Below are 24,965 nucleotides of genomic sequence, written 5' to 3' on the forward strand. Positions count from 1 at the left end.
TCGGGTGCCGCCGGTGACGGCAACCGTCCACCCGACGCGGGGTCCGGGGGGAACCAGCAGGGAGACGGTCGCCCGGCGCAGCCCGGCCCGGAACAACCCCGTCCGGGGCAGGCCGGTCCGGGACAGCCCGATGCAGGGCAGCCTGGTCCGGGACAGCCCGGTCCGGGACAGCCCGGTCCGGCACAGCCTGGAGCGGACCAACCCGGTCCGGGACAGCCCGATGCAGGACAGCCCGATGCAGGGCAGCCCGGTGCGGGCCAGCCTGGGACGCGGCAGTCCGAGCCGGAGACCGTGCTCACGAACACGAACACGCGTGGTGATGGTCAAACCATCGCGGTGGCCCCGGAGCTCAAATCACCGAAGCCGATTCCCATCCCGCTGTCGGTTGCCGCGCTGGGCACGGAGATCCCGGAGCCCGCACCGAGCCCCGTCAACGGCGGTGTCCCGCGTGACGGCGCGTCTCCCGGACCGGCTCAGTCGAGCCCGTTCCCGCTCGGCACGACCCCGCCGGGCCGGGACGTCGACCCGTCTTCCGGGGAAGTGGGTGACGCGGCGTCCTACGCGGGGATCGGATCGCTCGGTACCGGTCACGTTCCCACGCCCGCGCCGACCATCGCCGTCCCGCAGACCGCGCCCGGCGCGCAGGGGCAGGCAGCGGCGCAGCAGGGGCAGAGCGCTTCGGCGGACGGAGCGCGGACCGGCTCGACGGGTCCGGTCGACAAGTCCCCGACCGTGGACGGCTCCGGCCAGGTCGGCACGGCTCCGGTCGGTCTGCCCGGGTTCGACACCGACCTGACCTCGGCCACGGGGTTCCCGGGCCAAGCCCCCGAGTTCCTGGAAGACGTGCAGCCCTCGACCGATGAGGTGAGCGAGGAGAACACCGTCGGACCCTGGCCGGCCACGGGTCGCATGCCGATGTACCAGAGGCCGGCTGAGCCTGCGATGGGTAGCCCGGAGATCCCGGGTATCGAGGAAGTCCTCGGTCGCGGGAACTCGGTGCCGCCGCCGGTCGGGCTGGCACTCCCGACGCCGGACCTCCCACTGCCGCCTCGCCTGGAGTTCCCGACCCCGATCACCACCACCGGGCAACCCGACCACTTCGGAACGGGCGACTCCTCCAAGTGGTCCGTCGCGAACATCCGGCGCGAAGCCGTCGATGCCGAGAAGACCTTCCGCGAACTCGGTGACGGGTCGAGTGAGCCCTTCCTCGACTCGGCGCGGGAAATCCTGACCGGGGTCACCATCGGCGACCCGGAGCTGCGCGCCGCCCTGGAAGTGGTGGTCGCCCTCCACGTGCACGAGCTCGGCGCGGACGACGCCGTGCGGTTCGCCCGGCAGGTCCTGACGGAGGCCGGTCTCACGCACTCCTCGACGGGAAGCACCTCCGAGGACGCGGCGCCCGCGCTCCACGTCGCCGACGACCACGCCGCCACCCACAGCCCACAGCAGCTGGGCCGGCCCGCTCCGGCGATCGAACCCGATCCGGAGGAGAGCCACGACGCCGCCGACGAACGTCCGGTGTGGACGGAGCAGAGGCTGGCGGACGTCGCTGGTGCGGTGTCCGGGAGTAGGTGGATCTCCAGGGTGCCGAAGGTGGACCAGCAGGCCGAGCAGATCCTCACGAGCACACACCGGTTCGACGAACAGGACCTCTGGCTGCGGCCGCACATCAAACTCGTGATCGGAGATGCCCTGGCACGTGGGCGCGACCTGGACCTCGTCCTGGACCTCGCTCACGACATCGCGAGCGACCTGGGGATTGCCGAGCCCTCCGACGACGACTCCCCGCCGTGGGACGAGGAACCGGCGCTGTGGTCACGCGATGATGTGCGGGACGTCTCCGAAGAGGCGTGGAACTACTTGAACTCCCGCCCGAGGAGCACCTTGAGGAGCGTGTTCCGGCAGGCCGGGCAGATCGTCGCCTTCACGCACGACACCAGTGCGCTCGACCCGGTTCTGTGGGAGCAACTCCAAGCCGCGGTCGGTGGTGTGCTGGCGCAGGGTCGGGATGTGGCCGCCGCGGTGGAACTGGCCCGGACCATCGCCGCGGACCTCGGACTCACCTCGCTCGACGACAGCGGTGACGACTCCTGGGAAGACGTGGTCGAGTCCGCGCCCGCTTGGACGTACGAGGAGGTCTTGGACCTGGCCGGGCTGGTGCGGGTCGACTTGCAGGGCGTGGGGGAGCAGGCGCTGCTGGGCACGCGTCGGCTGGCCGGGTGGATCGTGCAGATGACTCACGACCAGGACTCGCTCGAAGAGGACGGAGACCTGGCGGACGCCGTCGTCGACATCGTGATGAACGAGCTCGAACAGGACCGGGACATCCCGGACGTGATCGAGTCGGCTCGGACCATCGCCACCGATCTCCGGGTCCACGCCCTCCACGGAGAGGAACCCGGGTTCGAGGAGACCGCGCGAGAGTTGGCGGGGTTCGCGGCTTCGAGCCGGACCGAGCTGGCGGCGTTGGAAGCCCACGACCGCGATGGGCTGGTGAGGCGCGCGCACGGGTTGATCACCTCACTCACCGGCGCACCGACCCGTGAAGAGCACCCGTGGGTCACCCCCGCCGTCATGGACCACTTCGTCACCGTGGTCGCGGCCGACATGCACCTGCGGCCCGGGTACCGGCGCAACGCGGTGTTCGCCCGCTGGGTCGCCGACGGGTTGGGCATGGGCACCGGGACCGTCGTGCCGTCGTCGAGCGCGGACGTCCGCGACCGCTCGGTGGTTCCCGAACTGTCGCTCACCCCCGCCGGCGTTCCGCTGCTGTCGGATACCCAGCTGCGGTCGGTGCGCGACCTGGCCGACACCTTGACCGACGTCGCATCGCGGAGGGAGGAGTACGCACCTCCTGCTGTGCTGGTCAGGGGTGAGGGGGCAGCGGCGGAGCAGGTCCTCTCGCTGCTGCCGAAGGACCTCGGCGTGCGTTTCGAGGAGGCCGTCGGCCATCCGAACGTGGACGTCCACGTCGACTGGGACCTGCGACGGCTCAACCCGGCGGTGCTCGGACCGCCCGCGGCAGCCTTGTCGGACGCGGAGGAGGCGAGCACGCCCCCGCGTCCGCCGGCCAGGTCGGTTCACGACGACGAGCGCTGGCGGCACAGCACCAAGGCGACAGCCGGCTGGTTCGCACCGCGCGACCCCGTCTCCTCCGCCGCTGTCCTCGCGGCTCGTGCCACGTCCCCGATCACCGGTTGGGTACGTAGCCGACAGTCCTTCCCGATGCTGGGAAGCAGGATCGCGCCGGCGAGGTCGGCCCTGTCTGCGGTGTCCGGTTTCATCGCCTACGACGTCCGCGCTTTCGAGGTCGACGGCGTTCCCGTCCGGGATCTCACGGTGCGGCTCTTCCTCGATCCCGTGCGGGAGTCGGGTGAGCAGGTGCCACCCGAGGTGGTCGAGGACATCCGGCAACGCGCTGTGGAAGGCGTGGAACAGGCTTTCAACCAGGGCTACCGCCTGCCCGGCGGTGAGCAGCTGCACGTCACCGCCGAGTTCACCGACGACGCCGAGACCGCCCATGGTCGGATCCAGGTCACCCCACCCGGGGAACGGTGCAACCAGCTCAACTGGGCCGAAGACATCGAAAACTTCATGTTGGCGCACGAGATAGGCCACTTCCTCGGGCTGAAGGACGAGTACTTCGAGCACGACGTCACCAGGCAGGCGGTCTTCCAGCACCGGCCAGGTCATGGTGCGGTCGTCTACGACAGCTCCCTGATGTCGGCTTTCGACATCACGGTCAAACCGCGCCACGTCTGGTTGATCAACCGCACCATGAGGGCGCTGGAAAGCCCGAACGGACCGTCCCTCGTCCAACTCCCCGACCAGTTCGAAGTGGTGAACGTCTTCAACGCCCCCGTGCCCGTCGCCGTGCGCATCGTGCGCAGCCTCGATGGCGGGACGACCGACTGCCCCGTGAACCGGCCGGCCGTCGGTCCTGCGGCGTACACCGTCGCGCCGGAGGACTCCGAGGAGCAGGTGCGTGCCGAGGCCCACCGCACGGCGACCGACCCGGGCACCGACTTCCGGATGCCACGCGGCGGCGGGGAGCTCCGGCTGCCGACGGGGAGCGGGACGCCGGACATCCGGACCTACCTGACCAGGTCCACGGGTGACACATCCACCCGACCGTGGACCGCCGGTGAACTCGACCTCGTCGCGGCCCGCTACCGGCGCCTCTCCGCGGGGCGGACCGGTACCGCGCCTCATGCCGCCCACCGGCAGGCCGAGGACATCACCGACGCTGCGATCGATCGGTCGGCCGGTGACCCGGTGGTCCGGGCGAGCGTCGTCGCGGTGGTCGCACACGCCCTTATGGGTGACGGCGACCTGCGACGGGCTGGTGCGCTCGCGCACCGCATCGCCCGTGATCTGGGTATTCCCGCACCCCGGTCGGCGGTCGTGCCGGGTTCCTTGCCCGCGGGCGAGTCGAGCGGAGCTCCCGAAGCGGCGCCGGAGCCGGGCGACGTCGCCTCCGTCGAACTGCGCGACCGCGACGGCCAGGTCGTCGGCGTCGGCTTCCTGACCGGGGCCGAGGCCGCCACCGCGGTGGGCGCCTTCCGCGAACGTGGCGGTGACCGGCGGTTCCACGTCGCGGTGCACCACGACGAGCGCGGGTTCCAGGTGCCGTTGAAGGACGGACGCGTCGCGACGCTGGACCGGAAGGCGTTCCTGGCCCTCCTCCTCGGCTCCGGGGTCGTCGGACCGGACGCCGACCTGGTGCTGCTCGCCTGCGACGTGCCGGACGCGGCGGGCCTCCAAGGGCTGGGCAGGGAGCTCGGGCACCGAGGCACGATCGAGGTGTCCGCCGGAAAGGTCGTCCTGTCGGGCACGGGCTCGGTGGAGGTGCTGCCCGAAGGCGTGACCGTGCAGGACTCGGATGGCCGGTTGGTGTTCTCCGGACGGCAGAACACCCACCTCGTCAACCCCCCGACCCGCCTCGTCGACCTCCCGCCCAACTCGTCGGGGGCGCAGGGCGTCGCCTTCCCCCTGGACGAGGACGACGAGACTTGGTTGCGCGAGCGCCACGAGAGGTCGACGGCGCCTGCGGGGTCCTACCCCCCGCTGTACGTCTACGTGACGTTCCAGGAAGGCCGTTTCGCCGTACGGGGCGGAGCGGTCGACGGCACCGCCCTCGCCGTCGAGGTCGCGAACTCCCACACCTACTGGCTCCAGCGGGACGCCGTTCCTCCGGTGGTGTTGGTGCTGGACTCGGCCGACCCGTACGGCAGGGATCTCCAGCAGGCACGCGAGTTCGCCGAGGCGTTGCGCGGCTCCGGAGGCCACCGCCTCGTGCACGTGACCGGTGTGGGAACGAACCCGGAGCAGGTGTTGCGGGTGTCCTCCGTGGCGCTGACCGACCTCGACCCGACGGTGTGGAGGACCGGGACCGGCGAAGACCTCGCGCTGTCGTTGTCGGCCCGGGGAGACCTGGGGGCCGGCGCACTGGAGAGGTTCGCCGCGGACTTCACCGAGCACACGTTGCGCCACCTGCACCTGACCGACTCTGACGGACGACCTCGGGAGTTGGCTGCACCGTGGTCCGCCGCACTGGCCGGCAGGGCGCAGCCGTTCCTCCTGTTCCTGAGCTCCGTGGACGACCACTTCGTGATCGCGCCCCCCAGCGGGCAGCCGATCCCCGTGGAGGTGGACGAGCTGGCCCACCTGCTGGCGTCGCACGAGTCCTTCCGATCTCTGGTCGACGGGCTGGTGCGGCGGCCGATGATCCTGATCACCATCGGCGAGCACAACCGCGACCTCAACCTGGAACTGCTGCGTGAACTGGGCGACATCACCGGGCTCCGGTTCACCTACGAGTACTCGGGCCCGATGCCGGTGGAGAACACGTTCGGCGTCCTCGGGGTCGATCAGCCCGACGACTTCCAACAGGGACTCCGGCCGGACCTGCGGGACTCCCAGCACGTCTTCCAGGACCGGCTCTTCGCCTTCGACGCGCCCCATGACCTGGATGTCGTGCACGCCGCGATCGTGGACGCGCTGACGGGCGGGACGGCGTTGGACGGGCCGTGGGGCGAGTCCGAGGCGATCGTCGTGGCGGTGTCCGCGACGGAGCACTTCGGCAGCGTCTACTACCACGACGACAGTGCGTTGGACCTCAGCGGCGCGCAGTTCGCGGAGGGGCTGCTGGACCTCGACGCGTTCACCGCGGCCTTGGGACGGTTCGCGGGGCCGATCGTGCTCGTGGGCGCGAACGCGGGCGACCTGGTCGGCCCTGGTGGGTTCGGGTTCGACTTCGCGGGGGAGCTGCGGGCGAGGGGGATCTTCCTCGACGTGTACGCGGTGGCCGGCGGTGATGTGGAGGTGCGTCACGGCGTGGTGGCGCCGGAGCCGGATGCGTGGTTCGAACCGGTGTCGGTGCTGCGCGCCGGCGACCTCGACCTGACCGCCTTGCGGAACGCGAACGGGAGCTACCCCGGGTTCGCGCTGTGGGGCCAGGACCAGCAAGACCGCACGCGCGTGGCGCAGTGGGCCTCCACCACGACGGTCGACGCGATGTCCCGCTTCACCCGGGCCTCCGACGGTGTCGAGTGGGACACGCCGTGGGCCGGGAGCGGACTGGCGCCGGTCGTGGTGCTGGTCACCGGCTCGTCGCCCGAGCACCCGGTGCTGCGCCGGGACGGCGTCGTGCTGTCCGTCCCCACGGCCGAGGTGGGGGCGGTGTTGAGCCGTGAGCAGATGGTCCGGACCGTGGCGGGCACCAGCCCCGACGTGCCCTTCCTGCTCGCCTCGCTCGACGGCGGCCAGGTCGACGCGGTCGGGTTCGCCCGAGCCCTGGCGACCGGCGGCTACCACCGCCGGGTGCACTACCCGGAAGGGACGCTGCGGTTCCTGGCCGACGGTCGCCTGGAGGTCGACCGCGGCGGGTTCGCCACCGTCGAGCCGGCACCGGTGGAGTCCGCCGACGTGGTGGCCCACGAGCAGGGCTCGGGTGTGACCTTCCCCGTCCACCCCTTCGACGCGGCGATGATGGCCGCGGGCCGCGACCGGGCCGCGCACCCCGGGCGGTACGGCGACTTCCGCCGGCACCTCTCCGCGGCGAACGGGTGGCCGGGACTGGTGGACGGGCACGGGGAGGCGGACGGCGTGGTCGTCCGCCTCGCCACCGGCACCGCGCTCCTCGGCGACGTCGTCGCGCTGGACCACGGGCGAGCGGTGGCGATCTCCGGCGGCGAGGAGGACCAGGACCGCCCCGAACACTTCTCCCACAACACCGAGGACGACTTCCGCGACTGGCAGCGGGGGTACGCGGAGTTCCGCGTCGAGGGGTGGTCGACGGCCATCGCGTTCCCCGCCGACCACCAGCACCTCACCCACCTGCGCATGCTGCACAGCCGGCTGGTCGGCGAGACCGCGGCCCGGTCCGTGCTCGTCTACGCGGCGTACCGGGGGGGTGGGTTCGTGGTGCGGGGCGCGGTGGTCGACGGCGCGACCCTGGCCGCGGAGGTGTCCGCGGCGATGTCCCCAGGCGACGCGCGGAACACGCTGCCGGTGGTCCTCGTGGTGGTGTGGGCCGAACCGGGCGCCGACCACCGCCCCCAAGCACGCGTGTTCGCCGAGGCGTTGCGCGGTTACGGCCCTGCCGGCCAGGTGACGACCACAGCGGAACTGCCGATCACCACCACCGGCGAGTTCAACCTGGAATCGCTGCCGCTCGAGCTGGTGTCCCGGCCCAGGCCGTCCGAGGTGGCGCACCTGGTGGCGCAGAACCTCCAGGAAGACGACGTGGCCGTGTCGCTGATCGTCGACCCCGTCGTGAACTCCGGGATCACCGAGTTCCTCGCGCACACCACCGACCACGTGCTGCGCTACGTGCGCCAGACGTTCACGCAGTGGCGGACGGAAGTGGTCACGCCGTGGGCGTCCGCCACCGAAGGGGACCGGGCCCGACCGTTCCTGCTCTTCCTCCAGAACGACAGGAACGGTTCCTACGAGATCGTCTCCCACGAGGGTGTGGAATACCGCCTCGACGCCGAGGAGATGGCCGAGCTCCTGCTGGCCCACGACGTCTTCCGGCGGCTGGCGGGCGGACCGGTGCGGCGGCCGGTGGTCCTGATCACCTCGGGCTCGCGGGACCCGGAGCTGAACCGCCGGTTGCTGGCGCACCTGGTCCGCCTCAGCGGTGTCCGGCAGACCTACCACTACTCCGGGAACCTGACGCTGTCGGGCGACGGCCTGTTCGACATCGACGCCGAGGGAGACGGCGTCCTGTGGGAAGAAGACGGCTTCCTGTGGGAAGCGGCACTGGCGCCGGGCACGTACATCCGCGCGGACGGCCCGCGCGTGATCGGCTTTCCGACCGCGGAACCGTCGCACCCCGAGAACGACGCGGTCCTCTCGGCGCTGGTCGAGGGCGCACCCGTCGTCGGGCCGTGGGACGGGGCCGAGCCGCTCGTCGTGGCGCTGTCCACCACCGACCGGTTCGGCAGCGTCTTCGACGCCGGTGGTGGCGTGGCCCAGTTCGACGGCGCCGGGTTCGCCGCCAACCTCTTCGAGGACCGCGCGACCACCGAGGCGCTGCGCTCCTCGTCGGACCCGGTCGTGCTGGTGGGCGCGCACGCCGGTGACCTGGTCGGTCCAGGCGGGTTCGGGTTCGACTTCGCGGGAGGGCTGCGGTCGAGGGACGTCTTCCGCGACGTGTACGCGGTGGCCGGCGGTGGTGTCGAGGTGCGCGACGGCGTGGTCGTGCCCGTGCCGGGTGCGCGGTTCGAACTGGTCTCCGCCCTCCGCGGGGGTGATCTGCACCTCCTGTGGATGTTCGACGCGGACCGCGTGTCCGCCGCGATCCTGCTGCCCGAGGTGGACGGCGCCGAGCCACCGGCCGTCATGGAGTCCCACTTCGGCGAATCGCGGGACCGGGTCCTGCGCCCCGTGCGGCCCGACGGCACCCCCGTCCCGGTGCCGTGGGAGGACGGGAACAGGCCCCTGCCGATCATCCTCACGAGCACGCCAGACGGACACCGGGTGCTCAGGCGCGACGGGGTGGGGATGACCTCGTCCACGCACGAGGTGGGCGAGGTGCTGGCCGACGACCACGACTTCCGCAACCTCGCGGGCACCGACCCCGACGTGGCCCTCGTCCTGCTGCCGATCGGGAACGGGACGGTCGACGCCGAGGCGTTCGCCGCGGCGATGGCCCGAGGCGGCTACCGCCGCCGGATCCACTACGCCGAAGGACCGGTCCGCTTCACCGAGGACCGGGGACTGGTGGTCGACCGCGGGGGGTTCGGGACCGTCGAGCCGCGTGAGCTGATGGCCGACGACGTGGCGACCCACCCGCACGTCGCTCCCGGCACGGGCGTCGTCCAGGGCCAGTTCTTCCCCTCCGACCTCGGCGAGGTGGTGACGATGGCGGCATCACGCGCCCGGGAAGAGCGGTACAACGACGACTTCTACCTGCGCACGACGGGGGTGGCCGTCGGTGCCGGCGTCACGTCCGAGCAGGTCGAAGACCTCCTGCCGTGGGCCGAGGTGGAGGCTTCGCCGTGGCACGTCGACGCCCGAGGCGACGGACGGCACGTGCGGGTGCGGCTCTCCACCCGCGACCCGCACCGGTTGGGCGACTCCCTTCGGCTGGACGGCCGGACCGCCGGCCACGTCATCCGGACCGGTCGGCTCTACCGGACCTCGAACCACGACCCGCGCCACGGCCTGGCGCTGGGGTGGGGCCACTTCGCCGAGCCGGGGCCCGACGGGGTCACGGTCGCCGCCGCGGTCCGGCAGGTGTTCGAGGAACGGGAGATGGTCGCGTTCCCCGTGTGGGCGGCGGACCGGCCCACGCACTTCCACGAGGAAAGCCGGCGCCGGGTGGTCGGCCTCGACGGCGCGTTCGTCCAGGCGCGGTCGCTGCACCGCGACCCGGAACTGCTGCCCGCCTACGAGCAGATCCCCGCCGACCCGCCCCCCGCCTACGACCCGCCACCGGCGTACGGGCCGAGCCCGGACGTGTCGTTCGTCGACCTGGTCGACGCCGAGGGCACGCACGTCGGCGTCGGCTTCCTGGCCGGAGCCGAGGCGGACACCGCGGTGGCCACGTTCCGCGCCGACACCGCCGAGGGTGGCAGTTTCACGGTGGCGGTGCACCACGGTCCCGACGGGTTCCGCGTGCCGCTGCGCGGCGGCGGAGAGTTCGTGCTGGACGATCGGGCCTTCTTCGCCCTGCTGTTCAGCGTGGCCCGGGTGTCGGAGCACTCCACGCTGGTGCTGCTGGCCTGCGAACTCCCCGACAGCGCCGCCCTGCGGGAGGTGGTCCGCGGCTTCGGCCACCGAGGCCCGGTCATCACCTACCGGCCCAGGGTGGAGCTGACCGCGGACGGCGAGGTGCGGGAGCTGACCGACGACGGACCCGCGACCGCCGGTTCGATCGTGTTCAGCAGGGAACCGACGGCGGTCGCCCGCCACCGGGACGACGGCCTGGGCGAACCCGGGGCGCTGTCGGCGTCGCGGCACGGCGAGGTGACCGGCCCCTCGCGCCCACGACAGGGCCAAGCCCCGGAGCCGGTGCTCCCGGCACCGGAAGTCTTCCGACGGCCGGGCGTGGCGTCCGTGCGATTCGTGCGGTTGTTCGACGGCGACGACCAGCCGGCGGGGGTCGCGTTCGTGACCGGCGAGGAAGCCGAGGTGGTGCAGCGGGTGGCGCGCACCCACTTCCCCGTCGGGCAGCGGCGACTCGCCGTCGTGGTGCACCACTCCCACGACGACTACCGCGTACCGACCGGGGCGGATCGACATCTGTCGTTGGGAACCGACGACTTCACCTCCCTCCTGTTCCACCTGATGCCCGTACCCGACACCTGGCAGCTGGTGTTCCTCTCCTGCGACGTGCACCACCGGCACGAACTCCTCGACGCGATCCGCGCCCGAGGCCACCGGGGCGACGTCCAGACGTACCCCGGTCCGGTGCGGCTGTCGATCGCGCACGGCGTCGAGGTGTTCCCGGAGGGCACCGAGCTGCTGCCGATGGAAGCCGCGGTCGTGATGTCCGACAACCAGGCGTGGGAGCACCCGGACGCACCCGACCGCGAAGTGCGGGAGCTGCGCGGTCCCGACGGGGACCTCGTCGCGCTGTCGCTGCTGCCGGACGACGAGCACGACGACTTCGTCCGGGGAGTGGTCGAGACCTACCTGGCCCCGGCGGACGGTTCCGGCCCGCGGGACGCACCTTGGGCCGTGACGGCCGACGACGAGGACAACCGGCCCTTCGGCCTGATCCTGAGCACGGACCACGAAGGCATGTACGTAATCGGGTCCGACGGGGCCAGTACCACCCTGGACGCCCACGAGATGGCGGAACGACTCCAGGGCATCGAGGCGTTCCGCGACGTCGTGGAGACCGGCGCGGTGCGCAGGCCCGTGGTGCTGGTCACCATTGGCGAGCAGCACGAATGGGCGAGCAGAACCCTGCTGCGGAATCTGGAGCAACTGACCGGAGCACCGACCTACGAGTACACGATCCCGCCGACCGGGGACCTCGCGATCCCGCGGCCGACCGACTTCCGCTCCGGACCGACCTTCCGGGACTGCGATATCGCGACTCCCGTGGGCACCGACACCCTTCTCTTCCCCGCCCCCGACGCGGCCGACCCCGCCCTCGCGGCGGTCGACGTCGCGATGTCGGGCGGCGCGCGCATCGCCGGACCGTGGGGAGCGCGGGAACCGATCTTCGTGGTGGCGTCCACGACCGAGCGCCACGCCCGCGTCTTCGCCGACCGCGAGGACCCCGACCGGTTCGGGCGGTTCGGCGGAGCGGAGGTCGCCTGGAACCTGCTGAACGGCAGCTCGGAGGTGCTGGGGGAGGCGTGGGCGCTGCACGCGGGTCCCGTGGTGCTGCTGGGCGCCCGCGCGGGCGATCGGATGACCACCGGCGGGTTCGCGTTCGACTTCACGAGCGTGTTCCACGCCGAGGGCAGGGGTCGCGAGGTGTACGCGCTGGTCGGCGGTGGCGTGGTGGCGCGGGACGGCGTCCTGGAGCTCGAACCCGGCGCCCGGTTCGAGGCGGTGACAGCCCCACCCGCCACCGCCCGGGAGGACGTCATCGCCTCGGAGGAGGCCCTCGCCCCGGAGGACGTCACCGCCCCGGAGGACGTCGTGACCGCCCTCGACGAAGAACTTGAACGGCTCACCTCGGACTCGATCTTCTTCCCGACGAACCGTGCCCACGAACGGTGGCTGCGGCAGTTCGACCTGGAGTCGTCGGAAGACGTGACACCGCGCCCGGTCCGCGTGTACGCGGTGTTCCGGGACGGCCGGTTCCGGGTGGCGGGGGAGGAGGTCGACGGGGTCGGCCTCGCCGCCGAGGTGGCCGGGTCCCGGCGCTTCCGGGAAGCCGATCCGCGCACCCCGGTGCACCTCGTGGTGGACTTGGACCAACCGGGTGAGTACTGGGCGCAGGCGCGTGCGTTCGCCGACGCCCTGCGCGGCGACGGCCCGTACCGCGAGGTGCTGACCAACCCCGAGCCGATCCAGTACGCGATGGCCATGGCCGGCTTGGGCTTCCCCCTGGCTCCGGTGTCCGATCTGCGCCCCTCCGATGTCCAGCACGTGGTCCTGGATGGCGCCCGGGGCGCGGCGTCCGTCGTGTCGTTGCTGCCGGCGACCGCAGGCGGGGATCAGGTCTTGACGTTCGCCCGCAACCTCGGCGACCACTCGCTGCGCTACCTGAACCGGGTGCGTGCCTCGGGCGAAAACCTGTCGGTGCCCTTGCGCGACGTGACGGCCCCGTGGGTGCTCGCCACCGAAGCCGACCGGGGGCGGCCGGTGCTCGTCTTCCTGCGCGCCGACGGCAGAGGCGGGTTCGACATCAGGTGGTCCGACGGTGCGCGGACGACCGCGAGCCCTCAGCGGACGGCCGCGCTCCTGCTCCGCATCGACGCTCTCCAAGGCTCTCCGGGCCGGTCGCCGCTCAGGCCGGTGGTCCTGATCACCACCGGTGCCGCGAGCGTGGAGACCAGCCGGGAACTGCTGTCGTGGCTGGTCCGGCTCGGCGGCCTGCGGCAGACCTACCTCTACGGGAGGCAGTTCGAACGGCCGCCCATCTCGGCCGACGCGCTCACCCTGAAAGTCATCGGACCGAACGACCTGCGGCGCCCCCTCGTACCCGACCAGGACCGCTTCACACGCGTCCTGCGGGACGGCGCTTTCGCCTTCGGCGTCGACCCGGCACCGCCCGCGGTCGTGGCGGCGCTGTCGACCGGCGCGCGGGTGGCCGGACCGTGGCCCGAGCCGGACCCGGTCGTCGTGGTGGTGACCACGACCGGGCGGCACGCCGTGATCGCCGATCCCGTCGGTCCCGGCGCGGTGGTCACGACCGCGGAGTTCGACGGCGCCGAGTTCGGCGCCCTGACGCACGACAACGGTGGTGTCACCGAGGCGCTGGAGCGGTTCTCGGGCCCGGTGGTGCTGGTGGGCGCGCACGCGGGCGACCTGGTGGGTCCGGGCGGGTTCGGGTTCGACTTCGCGGGCGCGCTGCGGGCGAGGGGCATCTTCCGCGACGTGTACGCGGTGGCCGGTGGCGGGGTCGAGGTGCGCGACGGTGTGGTGGCGCCGGCAGCGGGTGCGCGGTTCGAGCCGGTGTCGGTGCTGCGCGGGGGAGACCTCCGCACGACCCGGCTGCTCAACAGGAACGACCGGGTGGGTGTGGTGGTGCTGGACGCGCCGGGCGACCAGGCCCACGTGACCCTGCTGACGGAGTGGGTGGCCGCGACGACACCCAGGCTCACCGAGGTCTTCCGCCCGACCAACACCGAGCACAACCGGTACACCAGGTACACCAGGCCGTGGCAGCACGACCGGGCACCACTGGTGGTCGCCTTCGGCAGCCCTTCCGGTGACCGGCACGGCGTGCGTGCCGACGGGGAGGCGCTCCCCGTGCACGAAAGCGACATCGGCGCGGTGCTGGCAGACGACGACGACTTCAGGACCGCGGCGGGCACGAATTCCGCCGTGCCGATCCTGTTGGTGCCGCTCGACGGCCGCGCGGTGGACGGTTGGGCGTTCGCGCAGGGCTTGGCCCGCGGCGGCTACCGACGTCGCGTCTACTTCCCGGACGGGGTCGTGCGCTTCGAGCGCAACGGGCGGATGGTCATCCACAGCGGCGGGTTCTGGACCGTCGAGCCGGGCGGCCTCAACGCCGACGACGTGATGACCCACCCGCACACCAGGCCGGGAGCGGAACGACCGGAGGGGCAGTTCTTCCCCACCGTGCCGTCGGACGTGGCGCGGATGGCGTCGGCATGGGTCCGGGAGACCGAGAGCGGCGTCAACCCGTACGAGTGGTGGGCCGCCGACGGCAGTCGCGTCGCCCACCGGTCTCCGTGGGCCCATCGGGACCTCCGACCGTGGATCGTGGACGCCGTGGCCGTCCGTCAGCCGGAGGACCTGGGCATCGAGGACGTCGAGTCCGACGTCGTGCAGGCGTCGGTCCGGCTCACCACCTGGCACCCGTACCGGTTCGGGGACACCGTCCGGCTGAACGGCGCCGCGTTCGGCGCGGTCGTCCGGAACAGCCGCGTCCACCTGGAGTCCGGGCACCCGGCCGGTCACGGCCTGGTGCTGCGGCAGGGGCCGTTCGGTGAGGTTCCCAGTGCGGCGGTGAGCACGTTCGCGGCCGAGGTCCGGGATGAGTTCGAGCAGTCGGAGGGGGTCGCCGTGCCGGTGTGGGCGCTCACCGCGGACACGACCTCCTACGACCCGCGGACCGGGGTGGCGGACGTCACCAGGGGCGCTTACGTCGAGGTCCCGCCGCCCGCGCAGCCGTACCTGCCCGCCTACGAGCCCGCTCGACCGCCGGCGATCCCGGGCGGACCGCCGCCGGCGCCGATCGAAGTCCGGCTGCCGGAGCCGACCGGGGACGTGCCACCGCCCTACTCGGAAGAGGCGCCTCCCCTGACAGCGGGTGACGTGCCGCTCGTGCGCCTGTACGACCGCGCCAACCGGTTGGTGGGCGTCGCTTTCCTGGAAGGCACCGAGGCGGATCTGGCCCGCGAGGCGCTCCTCGCCGACGGTCCGGGGGGCGCACCCGGAGGGATCACCCGGCACGATCAGGGCGGCATCCAGGTCCGGACGGCCGACGGCCGGGTGGTTCGTCTGCCCGACTCCGGGTTCGCGGCGCTGACCTCGGGCACGGCGCGTGCTCCCGAGAGCGGCCCGAGGCGGTTCTCGGTGGCGGTGCACCACGACGGGAACGGCTTCCGGGTGCCGCTGCGCCGCGGCGGCACAGCGGTGCTCACCGACCACGCGTTCATGGCACTGCTGTTCGGCATGGACGTCGTGGGTGCGGACGTCGAACTGGTGTTCCTCACCTCCGGAACAGGGGACGGGGAGAGGATCGACCGCCTGGCCCGGGACTTCGGCCACCGGGGAATGGTCGCGATCTCACGGCAGCTCTCGCGGGTGACGAGTGACGGCGTGCGGTCCTCGGCGGGTGCCCCGGCCGGCCCGTCCCGGACCGCCGCCGCCGCCGCTGGCGCGGACCACACGATGACGGGCGTAGTGCTCGTGGGCGGCGTGGGCCTGGGGTTCCCGGCACCGACCGATCCGACGGACCCGACGTGGTGGGAGGCCCTGCGCCGGGACGACCCGTCGTCATGACGGGGACCCGCTCCACCTCACAGGACGACGGGTGATCTCTCGACGTAAGCGAGCCGAGCGGTGTTCGCCGGATCGGCGCCCGGCCGCGCGCCGACGCCCGTTCGGGCAGGGTGTCCCTTGGCGATGGGGCAGGGGTGCCCTGCCGGCGTTGTCCGGTGTGCGCCCGGCGGCGCAACGTGAGGCTCCGAGGGTTTCCCCCTTGACGGAACCCTGCCCCGACCCCAGAGGAGCACCCGTAACCATGACCCTGCTCAAGCGCGCCGTCCTCGTGGCCGCCGCGTCTCTGCTGGCCGCCGTCGCGGCGCTCGGCACGGCCGGTGGCGCGCAGGCCGCGTCGAACAACTTCAGGCTGTGCAACTACGGCAGCGACTACGAGGTGCGCTCCGAGGCCGGCCCGTTCCTGTTCCCCAGCGGCTACGTGCGGCCCCAGCAGTGCACCGAGTTCCACATCACGCCGGGCACGTCGGTCCACCTGCGCTACAGGCGCATCTACGACGGCATGTCCAGGATGTCGAGCGCCGGCGGGACCTACGGCTCCGGCCGGACGCTGATCCAGACCTGGGGCTCCTTCCTCAGCCCTTCCTACGGCAAGCTGCCCTACTGACCCGCGGCGTCCCACGAGGGCGCCGCTCGACCACCGCACAGCACCGCTCCTGGACGGCCGGGGTGTCCACCACTCCGGCCGTCCGCGCGTCCCGACCCTGCCGGTACCGCCCGGTAACCCACCGGTGGGACCTGGCGGCAGGTGTGACCTGGATCCCTCCCCAAGTCGGTCGATTCGGCATCTCCACTGCTCAAAGCCGTCTCCAAGGGTTCTGAAGCGAATTGTGGTGGGTCTGTAGACCGAGTTCAGACGGCCTGTGGCGACCGTTGAGCAGACTCTGCGGCAGAACAACCCGAGTTCTTCGGAGGCGGCAGTGCAGAAGATCAAGGTGGTGCTCCAGGCAGTGGACCCGCTCAGCCTGGCCGGTTTGACGGGCTACCTCGAATCCTGTCCCGACGTGGCCCTGCTGCCCGTCGAGCAGCGGCACGTCGCCGATGTCGCCGTCGTGGCGGCCGACCGCCTGACCAACGACATCATCAGCGGGATGCGGCGCGCCGCGACCGAACTCGGAACTCCCGTGGTCCTGGTCGTCACCGACCTGGACGAGGACCACCTGCTGACCGCCGTCGAGTGCCGCGTCGTGGCGGTGCTGCTCAGGTCCGCCACCACCGCGGAACGCCTCCGCTACAGCGTCCTGTCCGCCGCCGCCGGTGACGCGGTCATGCCGCCGAACCTGGTCGGGGTGCTGCTCAAGGACATCGAGCGGCTTCAACGCCAACTGCTGGAGCAGCAGGGGAGCAGCCTCGGGTCCCGCCTCAGCGCACGCGAGGAGCAGGTGCTGCGGATGATGGCCGAAGGACTCGACACCGCGGAGATCGCCCTCAAGCTGTCCTACTCCGAGCGGACCGTGAAGAACGTCATCTACGGCGTCACGACCCGGTTCAACCTGCGCAACCGACCGCACGCCGTCGCGTACGCCGTCCGGTCCGGCCTGATCTGACACCACACGACCGACTCGACCCGCCAAGTGACCTGGAGGTCCTCATGAGCGCTTTCCTGCTGGACTCCGACGACGTGCCGGCCCGCTTGCGGTGGGAGGCGCGCAAGGCCCTGCGAGCCGTCCCCGACCTCGTCCAGGACGACACCGCCGCGACCCGGGATGCGTGGCGCATGGCCGACAACGGTCTGATCGAGGGCTCGTTCGACGAGATCGACCACTGATCCACCACCGGTGCCCGCGCCTCCGGGCACCGGTCCCCGACCTGGGCATCACGACGACGGGGCGGACGACCCGACACCCTCCCGCACCGGCCCGATCGTCACCGATCGCCCGACCGCGCCCGGCGGCCATCCCCCCGAAGTGGCCGTCGGGCGCACCCCCCGCCCGGCTCAGCCGGTCGCGCGCAATTCGCCCACGGCGGCCAACCGGGCTTGTGCCCGCCGCACGTCGACCACGGCGCCCAGCGCCGAGTACCCGGCCACGGCCTCCCGGTGGGCGGCCTCAGCCTCTTCCAAGGCACCGCGTGCCGCCAGCACCACGGACAGGTCCTCCAGCGCCTCCGCCGACTCCACCGGCCTGCCCACCGCGCGGTAGCGCGCCACGGCGGCCCGCAACGGCTCCGGGTCGCCCCGCAGGATGCCGCGACCGCGCAGCTCGGCCGTGTGGGCCCTCGCGGGCACCCGCTCCTTCGCCGCCTCGTCGGCGCACACCGCGTAGGCCCGCTCGGCCAGGTCGTACGCCTGCGACGACACGGCCAGGCGCACGGCGTTGGGCAGCCACTGGTGCCGCATCGTCGTGCTGCCCTCCGTGCCGCGCAGCAGCGGCTCCAGGTGGTCGAACACCTCCGCCGGGCCCGCGCCGCCGCACTCGGCGGCGTACGCCCGCGCGGCCAGCAGGAACTCGGCGTGCTCCTGGTCGGTGAGCAGGGCGATCGGGTGGTCGGCCGTGCCGGCCAACTGGGCCCGCGCCACGTCGTGCCGCCCCCGTCGCGATTGGATGAGCGCCACCAGACCCGGCACCAGCAGCGCGGGACCGTGGTCGCGCGTCCCGTAGTTGGTGACCACCTCCGACGCCTGCGCCAGCTCGGTCAGCGCCTCGTCCCACTGACCGGTCCAGTACAGGTACACGGCGGTGTAGGCGCGCAGGTAGGCCAGGCTCGGCCCCTGGCGGACGCGGGTCCGCGCCGCGCGCAGCGCCTGCCCGGCCTCGTCCATCCGGTCCAGGTTCTGCAGCGTGGACGCCCGGTTCTCCAGCAGCACCGGCCGCAGCTCGTAGAGGTCCTGCTGGTCGTTGAGCATGGTCAGCGCGAGGTCGACGCGGTCCAGCGCGTCGGCGTGGTCCCGGCGCACGGTGCTGACCTGCCACAGCACTCGCAGCGCCTGGCCGATCGAGAAACCGTCGGCCTTGTGCGCCCGGCTGATCGCGTTGTGCGCGGCGCGCTCGGCGGTCTCCACGTCGGCCTGCCCGGAACGGTGGATGTCGGCCATCAGCGCCTGCTGCCGCGTGCGGCAGGGTTCCGGCGTCGCCTCGTTCTCGACCGCGGCCCGCAGCGTCTCCAGCGCCAGGTCGTCGCGACCCTCGCCGGAGTACAGCATCGCCAGCACGGCCCGCATCTCGGCCGCCAGGTGCGGGTCCTTGGTGCGTGCCAGCACCGACCGCGCCTCGCTCTCGGGACGCTTGCCCTGCCAGAACTTCAGCCACGCCATGCACGACTCCAGCCGGTCGCGCTGGGCGTCGTTGAGCGACGGCCGATCGGCGACCGAGCCGACCAGGCGAACCGCCAACTCCTGGTCGGCGAGCATCACGTCCCGCGCGTGGTCGGCGATCCACGCCGCGCCCCACGCGTCGACCACCGGAGCGGCCCCGGCCAGCTGGCGCGCCACCTGCACCACCGACGCGCCCGCCTCCGACAGCGCCTGCGCGGCCTGCTGGTGCAGCGCGGTGCGCAGCGGCAGCAGCACCCCCTCGTAGAGGGCGTGGCGGACCAGCGGCTGGCGGAAGGTGAAGTCGGTGTGCGACTCGGCCAGCACCCCCGCGCTCATCGCCTCCTCCACCGGGGCCACGAGTTCCGACGGCGGGCGGCCCAGCACCACCGCCACGTCACCGATGGCGAACCCCATGCCGAACAGGGAGCCGGTGCGCAGCACCTCCAGTGCCGCCGGGGACAGGAAGTCCAGCCGGTGGGTGGAGGTGGCCTCCGGCACCCACGTCCCGTCCTGCGCCTCGTCGGCCATGTCGGCGACGCCGGCCTGCACCCGCACCACACCGCGGCGCACCAGCTCGTCCACCGCCTCCAGCGCGTAAGCGGGGTTGCCGCCGGCCTCCTCCACCAGCCTGCGCAGACCGGGGGAGGGGGTGGCGGCCAAGCGCCGCGCCACGACCTCCACGAGCAGGTCGTCGCTCAACGGGGTGAGCCGGATCACCTCACCGCCCGAGTCGAGCACGGCGTCCCGCAGCCGTTGCACGTCCTCCCTGCGCGGCATCGGGTGGCACGTGCCGACCAGCAGCAGCGGGGAGCGCCGGGCCAGGCGTGCCAACCGGTGCCACACCACGGCGCTGACCCGGTCGGACCAGTGCAGGTCGTCCACGGCCAGCACCAGCGGCCCGTCCGCGCACAGCTCCGACACCAGCGAGACCAGCCGTTCGACGGCGTCCTGCTCCGAGTCGAGGTCGACCTCGGCGGTCGTGTCGAGCAGCACCTCGGCCACCGCCGCGCGTCGCGGGTCCGGGGAGGAGGCGCTGATCTCCAGGCAGTCCAGCACCACCCGCAGCGGGAAGCCCGCGCCCAGCTCGTCGGCCACGCCCCAGGCGACCTGGCAGCCGCGCCCCCCGGCCTCCGCGAGCAGCGCGGCGAGCACCGCCGTCCGACCGACACCGGGTTCGCCCTCCAGCCACACGTGCCCGCCCCGGCCGTGCTCGGCCAGCTCGCCGACCACCCGGCGGACCACGTCGACCTCGCGGTCACGGCCCAGCAGGGGCGGCGCGGTGGGTGGCGTGCGGGTCGGCAGGACGACGCGCAGCGTCGTGGCCGGCGCGACGATCTCGCGCAGCAGCCGCTGGTGCAGCCCGACCAGTTCGGCGCCCGGCTCGATGCCCAGCTCCTCGACCAGCAGCCGGCGCGTGTCGCGGAAGACCTCCAGCGCCTCCGCGTGCCTGCCCGAGCCGTGCAGCGCCGTCATCAGCAATGCCCGCAGCCCTTCGCGCAGCGGGTGCTCGCCGGACAGCTCGACCAGCTCGGCCACCACCTCGGCGTGCCGCCCCAGCCCCAGGGCCAGCTCGGCCCGCCGCTCCGCCGTCACCAGGCGCAGCTCCGCGAGCCGGACGCGCTGGGTCGCGGCGAACGGACCGGGCACACCCGCCAGCGCCTCACCCCGCCACAGGGCCAGGGCGGCGTCCAACTCCTTCAGCGCACCCTCCGCGTCCAACGAGGCGGCGCGCTGCCGGTGCGCCTCGAACAGCGCCACGTCGGTCGCGTCCCGACCCAGTCGCAGCGAGTAGCCGAAGCCGGTCGACACGAGCACCTCGGACGCCGACCTCGCGGACCGGTGCGGCTCCAGCTGCCTGCGCAGCCCGGAGACGTAGGTGTAGACGCTCGCCTCGGCGTTGGCGGGCGGCTCGTCACCCCACACCGCGGCGACCAGCTCGTCGAGCGCCACCGGTTGGTTGGCGCGCAGCGCCAGCACGGCGAAGACGGAGCGCCGCCGGGCGGCGCCCAAGTCCACCTCGGTCTCGCCGAGGACGGCCCGCACGGGCCCCAGGAGTTCCGCGAAGAGCGGTTCTGAAGATGTCAAAGCCTCGTCCATTCGGCTGCGACGGACAATGGGGCGCTCGTACTCGTAGACCGTTGGTTCGCGGACGCTAACACGGGCATGTTTCTTCCAGATCTCCTCGGAACTGCGATGTCCGGGTGATATCGCTGCGTGTTTGATCGGATGTGGACGGTAAGTACTCCGGGCAAGTCCGGCAACCCGTTCGGGCAGCGGTCACGGCGACGGCTTCACGCCTCGGGACCGCTGCGGCGAGACTCCTGTGGACAGAACAGCGCGTGGCCGTTCCCCCGGACGGCGGGCGTGACCACTCGACGCGGAGAGGGCGCATGGCTGCCACCTGGCTCGACTACGACCCGCCGGCCGACCGGTCGCACCCACGCCTCCCGGTGGAGCGGAGCGACGGGCCGCACGGCCCCGGTCCGGCGGCCGAACGCGCTGTCTCCGCAGGTGGAGGTGTCGACCGCGGCCTCGGCACAGAGGTGCGGAACGACTGACCACCGCTCCGGGACAGGCATCGCGGTACCGCCGGGCGGAATCCCCCGGACTGGCCGGCGTGACGCGCCACGATGCCCGCCGGGTGCTCGACGTCGGCCACTCCCGCGCCGCCGTCGAGCACCTCGGAGCCGGTGCGCCGCCCGACCGCGGCGGCGCCGGGAGACGTACCCCTTGGTGCACTGTCCGGGTTCCCCTTCGGGCAACCCGAGCACCGTTCGTTGAGACTTCATGCACATCTGCGGATCCTTTGCGGCACACGTCCTGCACGGACGGTGACGACGTTCACTCGCACCGCGAGAAAAGGGGTCCGTCCCATGGCCAAGTACCGCGCCACGCTCAACATGGAGTACATCAAGGACGCCGCCAAGGGCTTCCGCTGGGGAGTCGGGAAGGCGGCCGAACTCGGCTACCGGTACGTCGAGCCGATGGTCCACACGGGATGGGACCTGCTCAGCGAGGTGGACTTCTTCCACTCCTTCTCGATGGAGGAGGACCCCTTGTTGATGAAGGAGATCTGCGACCGCGCCGGTGTGCGGGTGTCGGGCATCAGCGGCCACAGCCCGCTCATGAAGCCCGAGGCCGCCGTGCCCAGGCTCACCAGGGCGATCGTGTTCGCCGCCGCGTGCGGCGCGAAGTTCGTCAACACCGACGACATGATCAAGCCGGACTGGATGGACGACGCGTTCGCCCACGAGATGATGCGCTACACCCTCACCAAGGCCGGCTTCGTCGCCGAACGGCACGGCGTCGACGTCTGCATCGAGCCGCACGGCACGTTCAGCTGCACCTCCGCCGGCCTGCTGTCGATCGCCGACCTCGCGCCCTCACCCCGGATCAACATCAACTTCGACACGGGCAACTTCTACCTGGCCGCTCTCGAAGACCTCTACGAGGGGTTGGACCGGGTCAAGCACCGCGTGGTCCACATGCACGCCAAGGACATCAGCGAGGAGCACAGCGCCGACGAACGCGGCCTGGTCACCGGCACGCCGGTCGGCTGCGCGCTGGGCGAGGGGATGGTCGACTGGGAGCGGATCTTCGAGGTCCTGGAACCCCTGGATCGCGAGATCTTCCTCAGCGTGGAGTGCGGCCGCGTGGACGAGGCGGAACGCAGCATCAAGTTCCTGCGCGAGGTCCTCGGGGACGACCTGCTGGAGTGACGGTCCTCTTCGGGCACGGCGAGCCGCCGCGCGGGCAGCGACCGGACGCCACCGTTGCCGACCGCCCCGGGCTCTCGGGAGAGTGGTGGAGCCGGGTTCCGGAGGGACCCTCGACGTCGCGTTCGGACCGCGTGCCGGCGGCCCCGAACGCGATCCGTTCCAGGACCCGCCCACCCGGCCACGCTTCCCACCACCGTCCACCGGGAGTGTGACCATGACCTTCGCCGCGGTCGAACCGCTGCCGCCCTCCATCACCGCCCTGGTGCACCGCCACCGCACCGCGGTGCGGCACGTCCTCGCCGGCGTGGACGACCGGCTCCTCGTGATCGCGGGCCCGGGCCCCGTCCGGGAGGCCGGCGAGGCGCTGGACTACGCCGAGCAGCTCGCCCTCGCCTCGGCCGCCTACTCCGGCCAACTGGTCGTCGTGCTGCACGCGCAGGCCGATCGAGCCGAAGCGCACGTGGCGCGCCGGCTCCTGGTCGGGGTGCTGCACCTGGGACTCGCCACGGCCGTCGCATGGGGAGCACCGGCCATCGCGGCGCGCTCCGCCGACCTCGTCACCTACGTCCTCGCCCGAACCCAGGTCGACCCGGTGCACCGCCGGTCGGCGACGAGGCTGCCCGTGCCCGTCGGGTGGGAGAGTGTTCCGGAACACCTCGGCGACACCGTGGAGGCGATCCTGGAGAGCGAGCCACCCGTCGGCTTGTTCCCCGAGTCGCGGCAGATGAGGCGCACCGCCCACCTCGTGCTGCGCAACGGCGCCCACCGCCCCGACCACGACCCCGTCGCCACCGCGACGGCCCTGGACCGACTGGGGGCGGCCGGTCTCCCGGACCGCCTCGTGATCGCGTCCGGCCGCGCGGAACTCGCCAGGCAGCAACGCGTGGCGGCCTCGGTGGCGCGGCAGGTGTCCGAGGGGCAGCCCGGCGTCTGCGGCATCGTCATCGACTCGTCCCTGTCCGGGGGCGGCCGGCGCGAAGCGGCCCACGACGGCTCCTGCGCCGGGCGGCCGTGCCTGAGCCTGCCCGACACCGTGTCCCTCCTCGACACCCTGGCCATCGCCGTGGAACGCCGCCGGTTGCGCGGGTGGTGAGCCGCGGTCCCGCCGGGCAGGGATGCCTGAACGGGCGTCCGCCGTCGCACCAACGGACCACTCGTGGCAGGCGGTGTTGTCCCGGTCACTCCTCGGCCGCTGAACTGATCCAGCAGTACTGCCGCGTCGTTGGACCGCTGTGCCGCCGTTCGGGGAGGCTGACCGTGCTCGTGTCGCACGTCGCGCGGTTGAGCGCGCCGATCCCTTGCCTTCCCCTGTCATTCGAGTCGCGGGTCTGACGGGGGGTCGGGGTCGTGCCTGTTGATTTGGTTGCGAGTGATGGCACTAATGCGTTGGTGGTGTTGTTGGCGGGGCAGTTGTTGCCTGAGGTGGATTCTCGGGCTGCGTTTGTGTTGTCGGGTGAGTGGGTGCGGTTGGCGGGGGTGGTGGCGGGGTTGGGTGGGGCGGGTTCGGGTGCTGTGGGTTTTGTGGATGGTGGTGTGGGTGGGGTTGTGGGGCGGGGTTTTCGGGGTTTTGTGGGTGGGGTTGATTCGGTGGTGGGTGATTTGGTGGGGGTGGTGTCGGGTCAGGGGTCGTCGTTGTATGACCTGGGTGTGCAGGTGCAGCATGCGGAGTATTCGATTGTGGTGGAGTTGGCGTTTTTTTCGTATTCGATCGGGTGGGCGTTGGCGAGTCCTTTTACGGCTTTTTTGGTGCCGTCGATCGTGGCGGCGGGTCGGGCTGCGGTGGGTCGGTTGGTGGAGCGGTTGGGGTGGATGGTGCGGTTGTTGGTGGAGGGTGTTCAGGAGGGTGTGGAGGAGGTGTTGCAGGATGCGGTCGCGCAGTTGTCGCAGGTGTTGGAGGGGACGCGGCGTGAGTGGGATGGGATGAGTTCGTGGTTGTCGGCGGTGGGTGGTGCGGGTGCGGGGGTGTTGGTGTCGTTGGGTCGGTCGGGGGCGCCGGGGTGGTTGCGTGATCGGGTGTTGTTCCAGGGGGTGAACGAGGGTCATGCGGAGGTGCAGGTGGGTTGGGCGATGGCGGAGGGGATGGGTCAGGGTCATGGGGAGTTGTGGACGGGTGCGGTGGGTGGTGTGTTCTCGGGTTCTTTCCAGGCTGGTGTGGAGAAGTATTTCGATCCGGAGGTGTTGGACGGCCTCGGCGAAGTAGGCGAAGTAGGCGATGTCGGTGAAGTGGGTGAAGTGGGTGAGGTCGGGGATGTGGGGGAAGTCGGCGGAGTCGAAGAGGTCGAGCCGGGTGGTGTTCCTGGTTCCGAGGAAATGGTGGAGGGTCCGGCTTCTGTAGACGATGGTTCCGGTCCTGTTGTTCCGGATGGTGAGGGGCCGGAGTTCGTTCC

Annotated in this window: 8 protein-coding genes; 7 read left to right on the top strand and 1 reads right to left on the bottom strand. The window is 72.0% G+C overall.

Going from position 1 to position 24,965, the window contains the following annotated elements; translation table 11 throughout:
• Positions 1-336: 336 nt before the first annotated feature.
• The 4 genes from ACQPYE_RS17160 (at position 337) to ACQPYE_RS17175 (ending at position 17,374) form a co-directional block, all read left to right on the top strand.
• Positions 337-15,609: a hypothetical protein gene (locus tag ACQPYE_RS17160; RefSeq protein ID WP_498722323.1), complete on the top strand. Its 15,273-nt coding sequence runs from the start codon at positions 337-339 to the stop codon at positions 15,607-15,609.
• Positions 15,610-15,850: 241 nt separating this feature from the next.
• Complete coding sequence (locus ACQPYE_RS17165; RefSeq protein WP_498722324.1) at positions 15,851-16,213, top strand: hypothetical protein; 363 nt, start codon at positions 15,851-15,853, stop codon at positions 16,211-16,213.
• A 313-nt stretch (positions 16,214-16,526) separates the two neighbouring features.
• Complete coding sequence (locus tag ACQPYE_RS17170) at positions 16,527-17,153, top strand: helix-turn-helix transcriptional regulator (RefSeq protein ID WP_498722325.1); 627 nt, start codon at positions 16,527-16,529, stop codon at positions 17,151-17,153.
• Between the two features lie 44 nt (positions 17,154-17,197).
• Positions 17,198-17,374: a hypothetical protein gene (locus tag ACQPYE_RS17175; RefSeq protein ID WP_498722326.1), complete on the top strand. Its 177-nt coding sequence runs from the start codon at positions 17,198-17,200 to the stop codon at positions 17,372-17,374.
• Positions 17,375-17,542: 168 nt separating this feature from the next.
• On the opposite strand, the gene ACQPYE_RS17180 is transcribed toward ACQPYE_RS17175, so the two are convergent.
• The gene (locus ACQPYE_RS17180; RefSeq protein ID WP_498722327.1) at positions 17,543-20,944 is read right to left on the bottom strand and encodes an ATP-binding protein; all 3,402 of its coding nucleotides are present in this window, start codon (positions 20,942-20,944) and stop codon (positions 17,543-17,545) included.
• Positions 20,945-21,249: 305 nt separating this feature from the next.
• Here ACQPYE_RS17180 and ACQPYE_RS17185 point away from each other — a divergent pair, with 305 nt between their 5' ends.
• The 3 genes from ACQPYE_RS17185 (at position 21,250) to ACQPYE_RS17195 (ending at position 23,671) form a co-directional block, all read left to right on the top strand.
• Entirely contained in the window at positions 21,250-21,417 is a 168-nt protein-coding gene (locus ACQPYE_RS17185; protein ID WP_498722328.1) for a hypothetical protein, read from the top strand.
• Between the two features lie 315 nt (positions 21,418-21,732).
• The gene (locus ACQPYE_RS17190; RefSeq protein ID WP_498722329.1) at positions 21,733-22,578 is read left to right on the top strand and encodes a sugar phosphate isomerase/epimerase family protein; all 846 of its coding nucleotides are present in this window, start codon (positions 21,733-21,735) and stop codon (positions 22,576-22,578) included.
• 214 nt (positions 22,579-22,792) lie between these two features.
• Positions 22,793-23,671, top strand: coding sequence for a hypothetical protein (locus ACQPYE_RS17195; protein ID WP_498722330.1), 879 nt, complete (start codon positions 22,793-22,795; stop codon positions 23,669-23,671).
• The last annotated feature ends 1,294 nt before the right edge of the window (positions 23,672-24,965 follow it).

It is taken from the genome of Actinosynnema sp. CA-299493, from assembly GCF_050946825.1.
Taxonomy (GTDB): domain Bacteria; phylum Actinomycetota; class Actinomycetes; order Mycobacteriales; family Pseudonocardiaceae; genus Actinosynnema.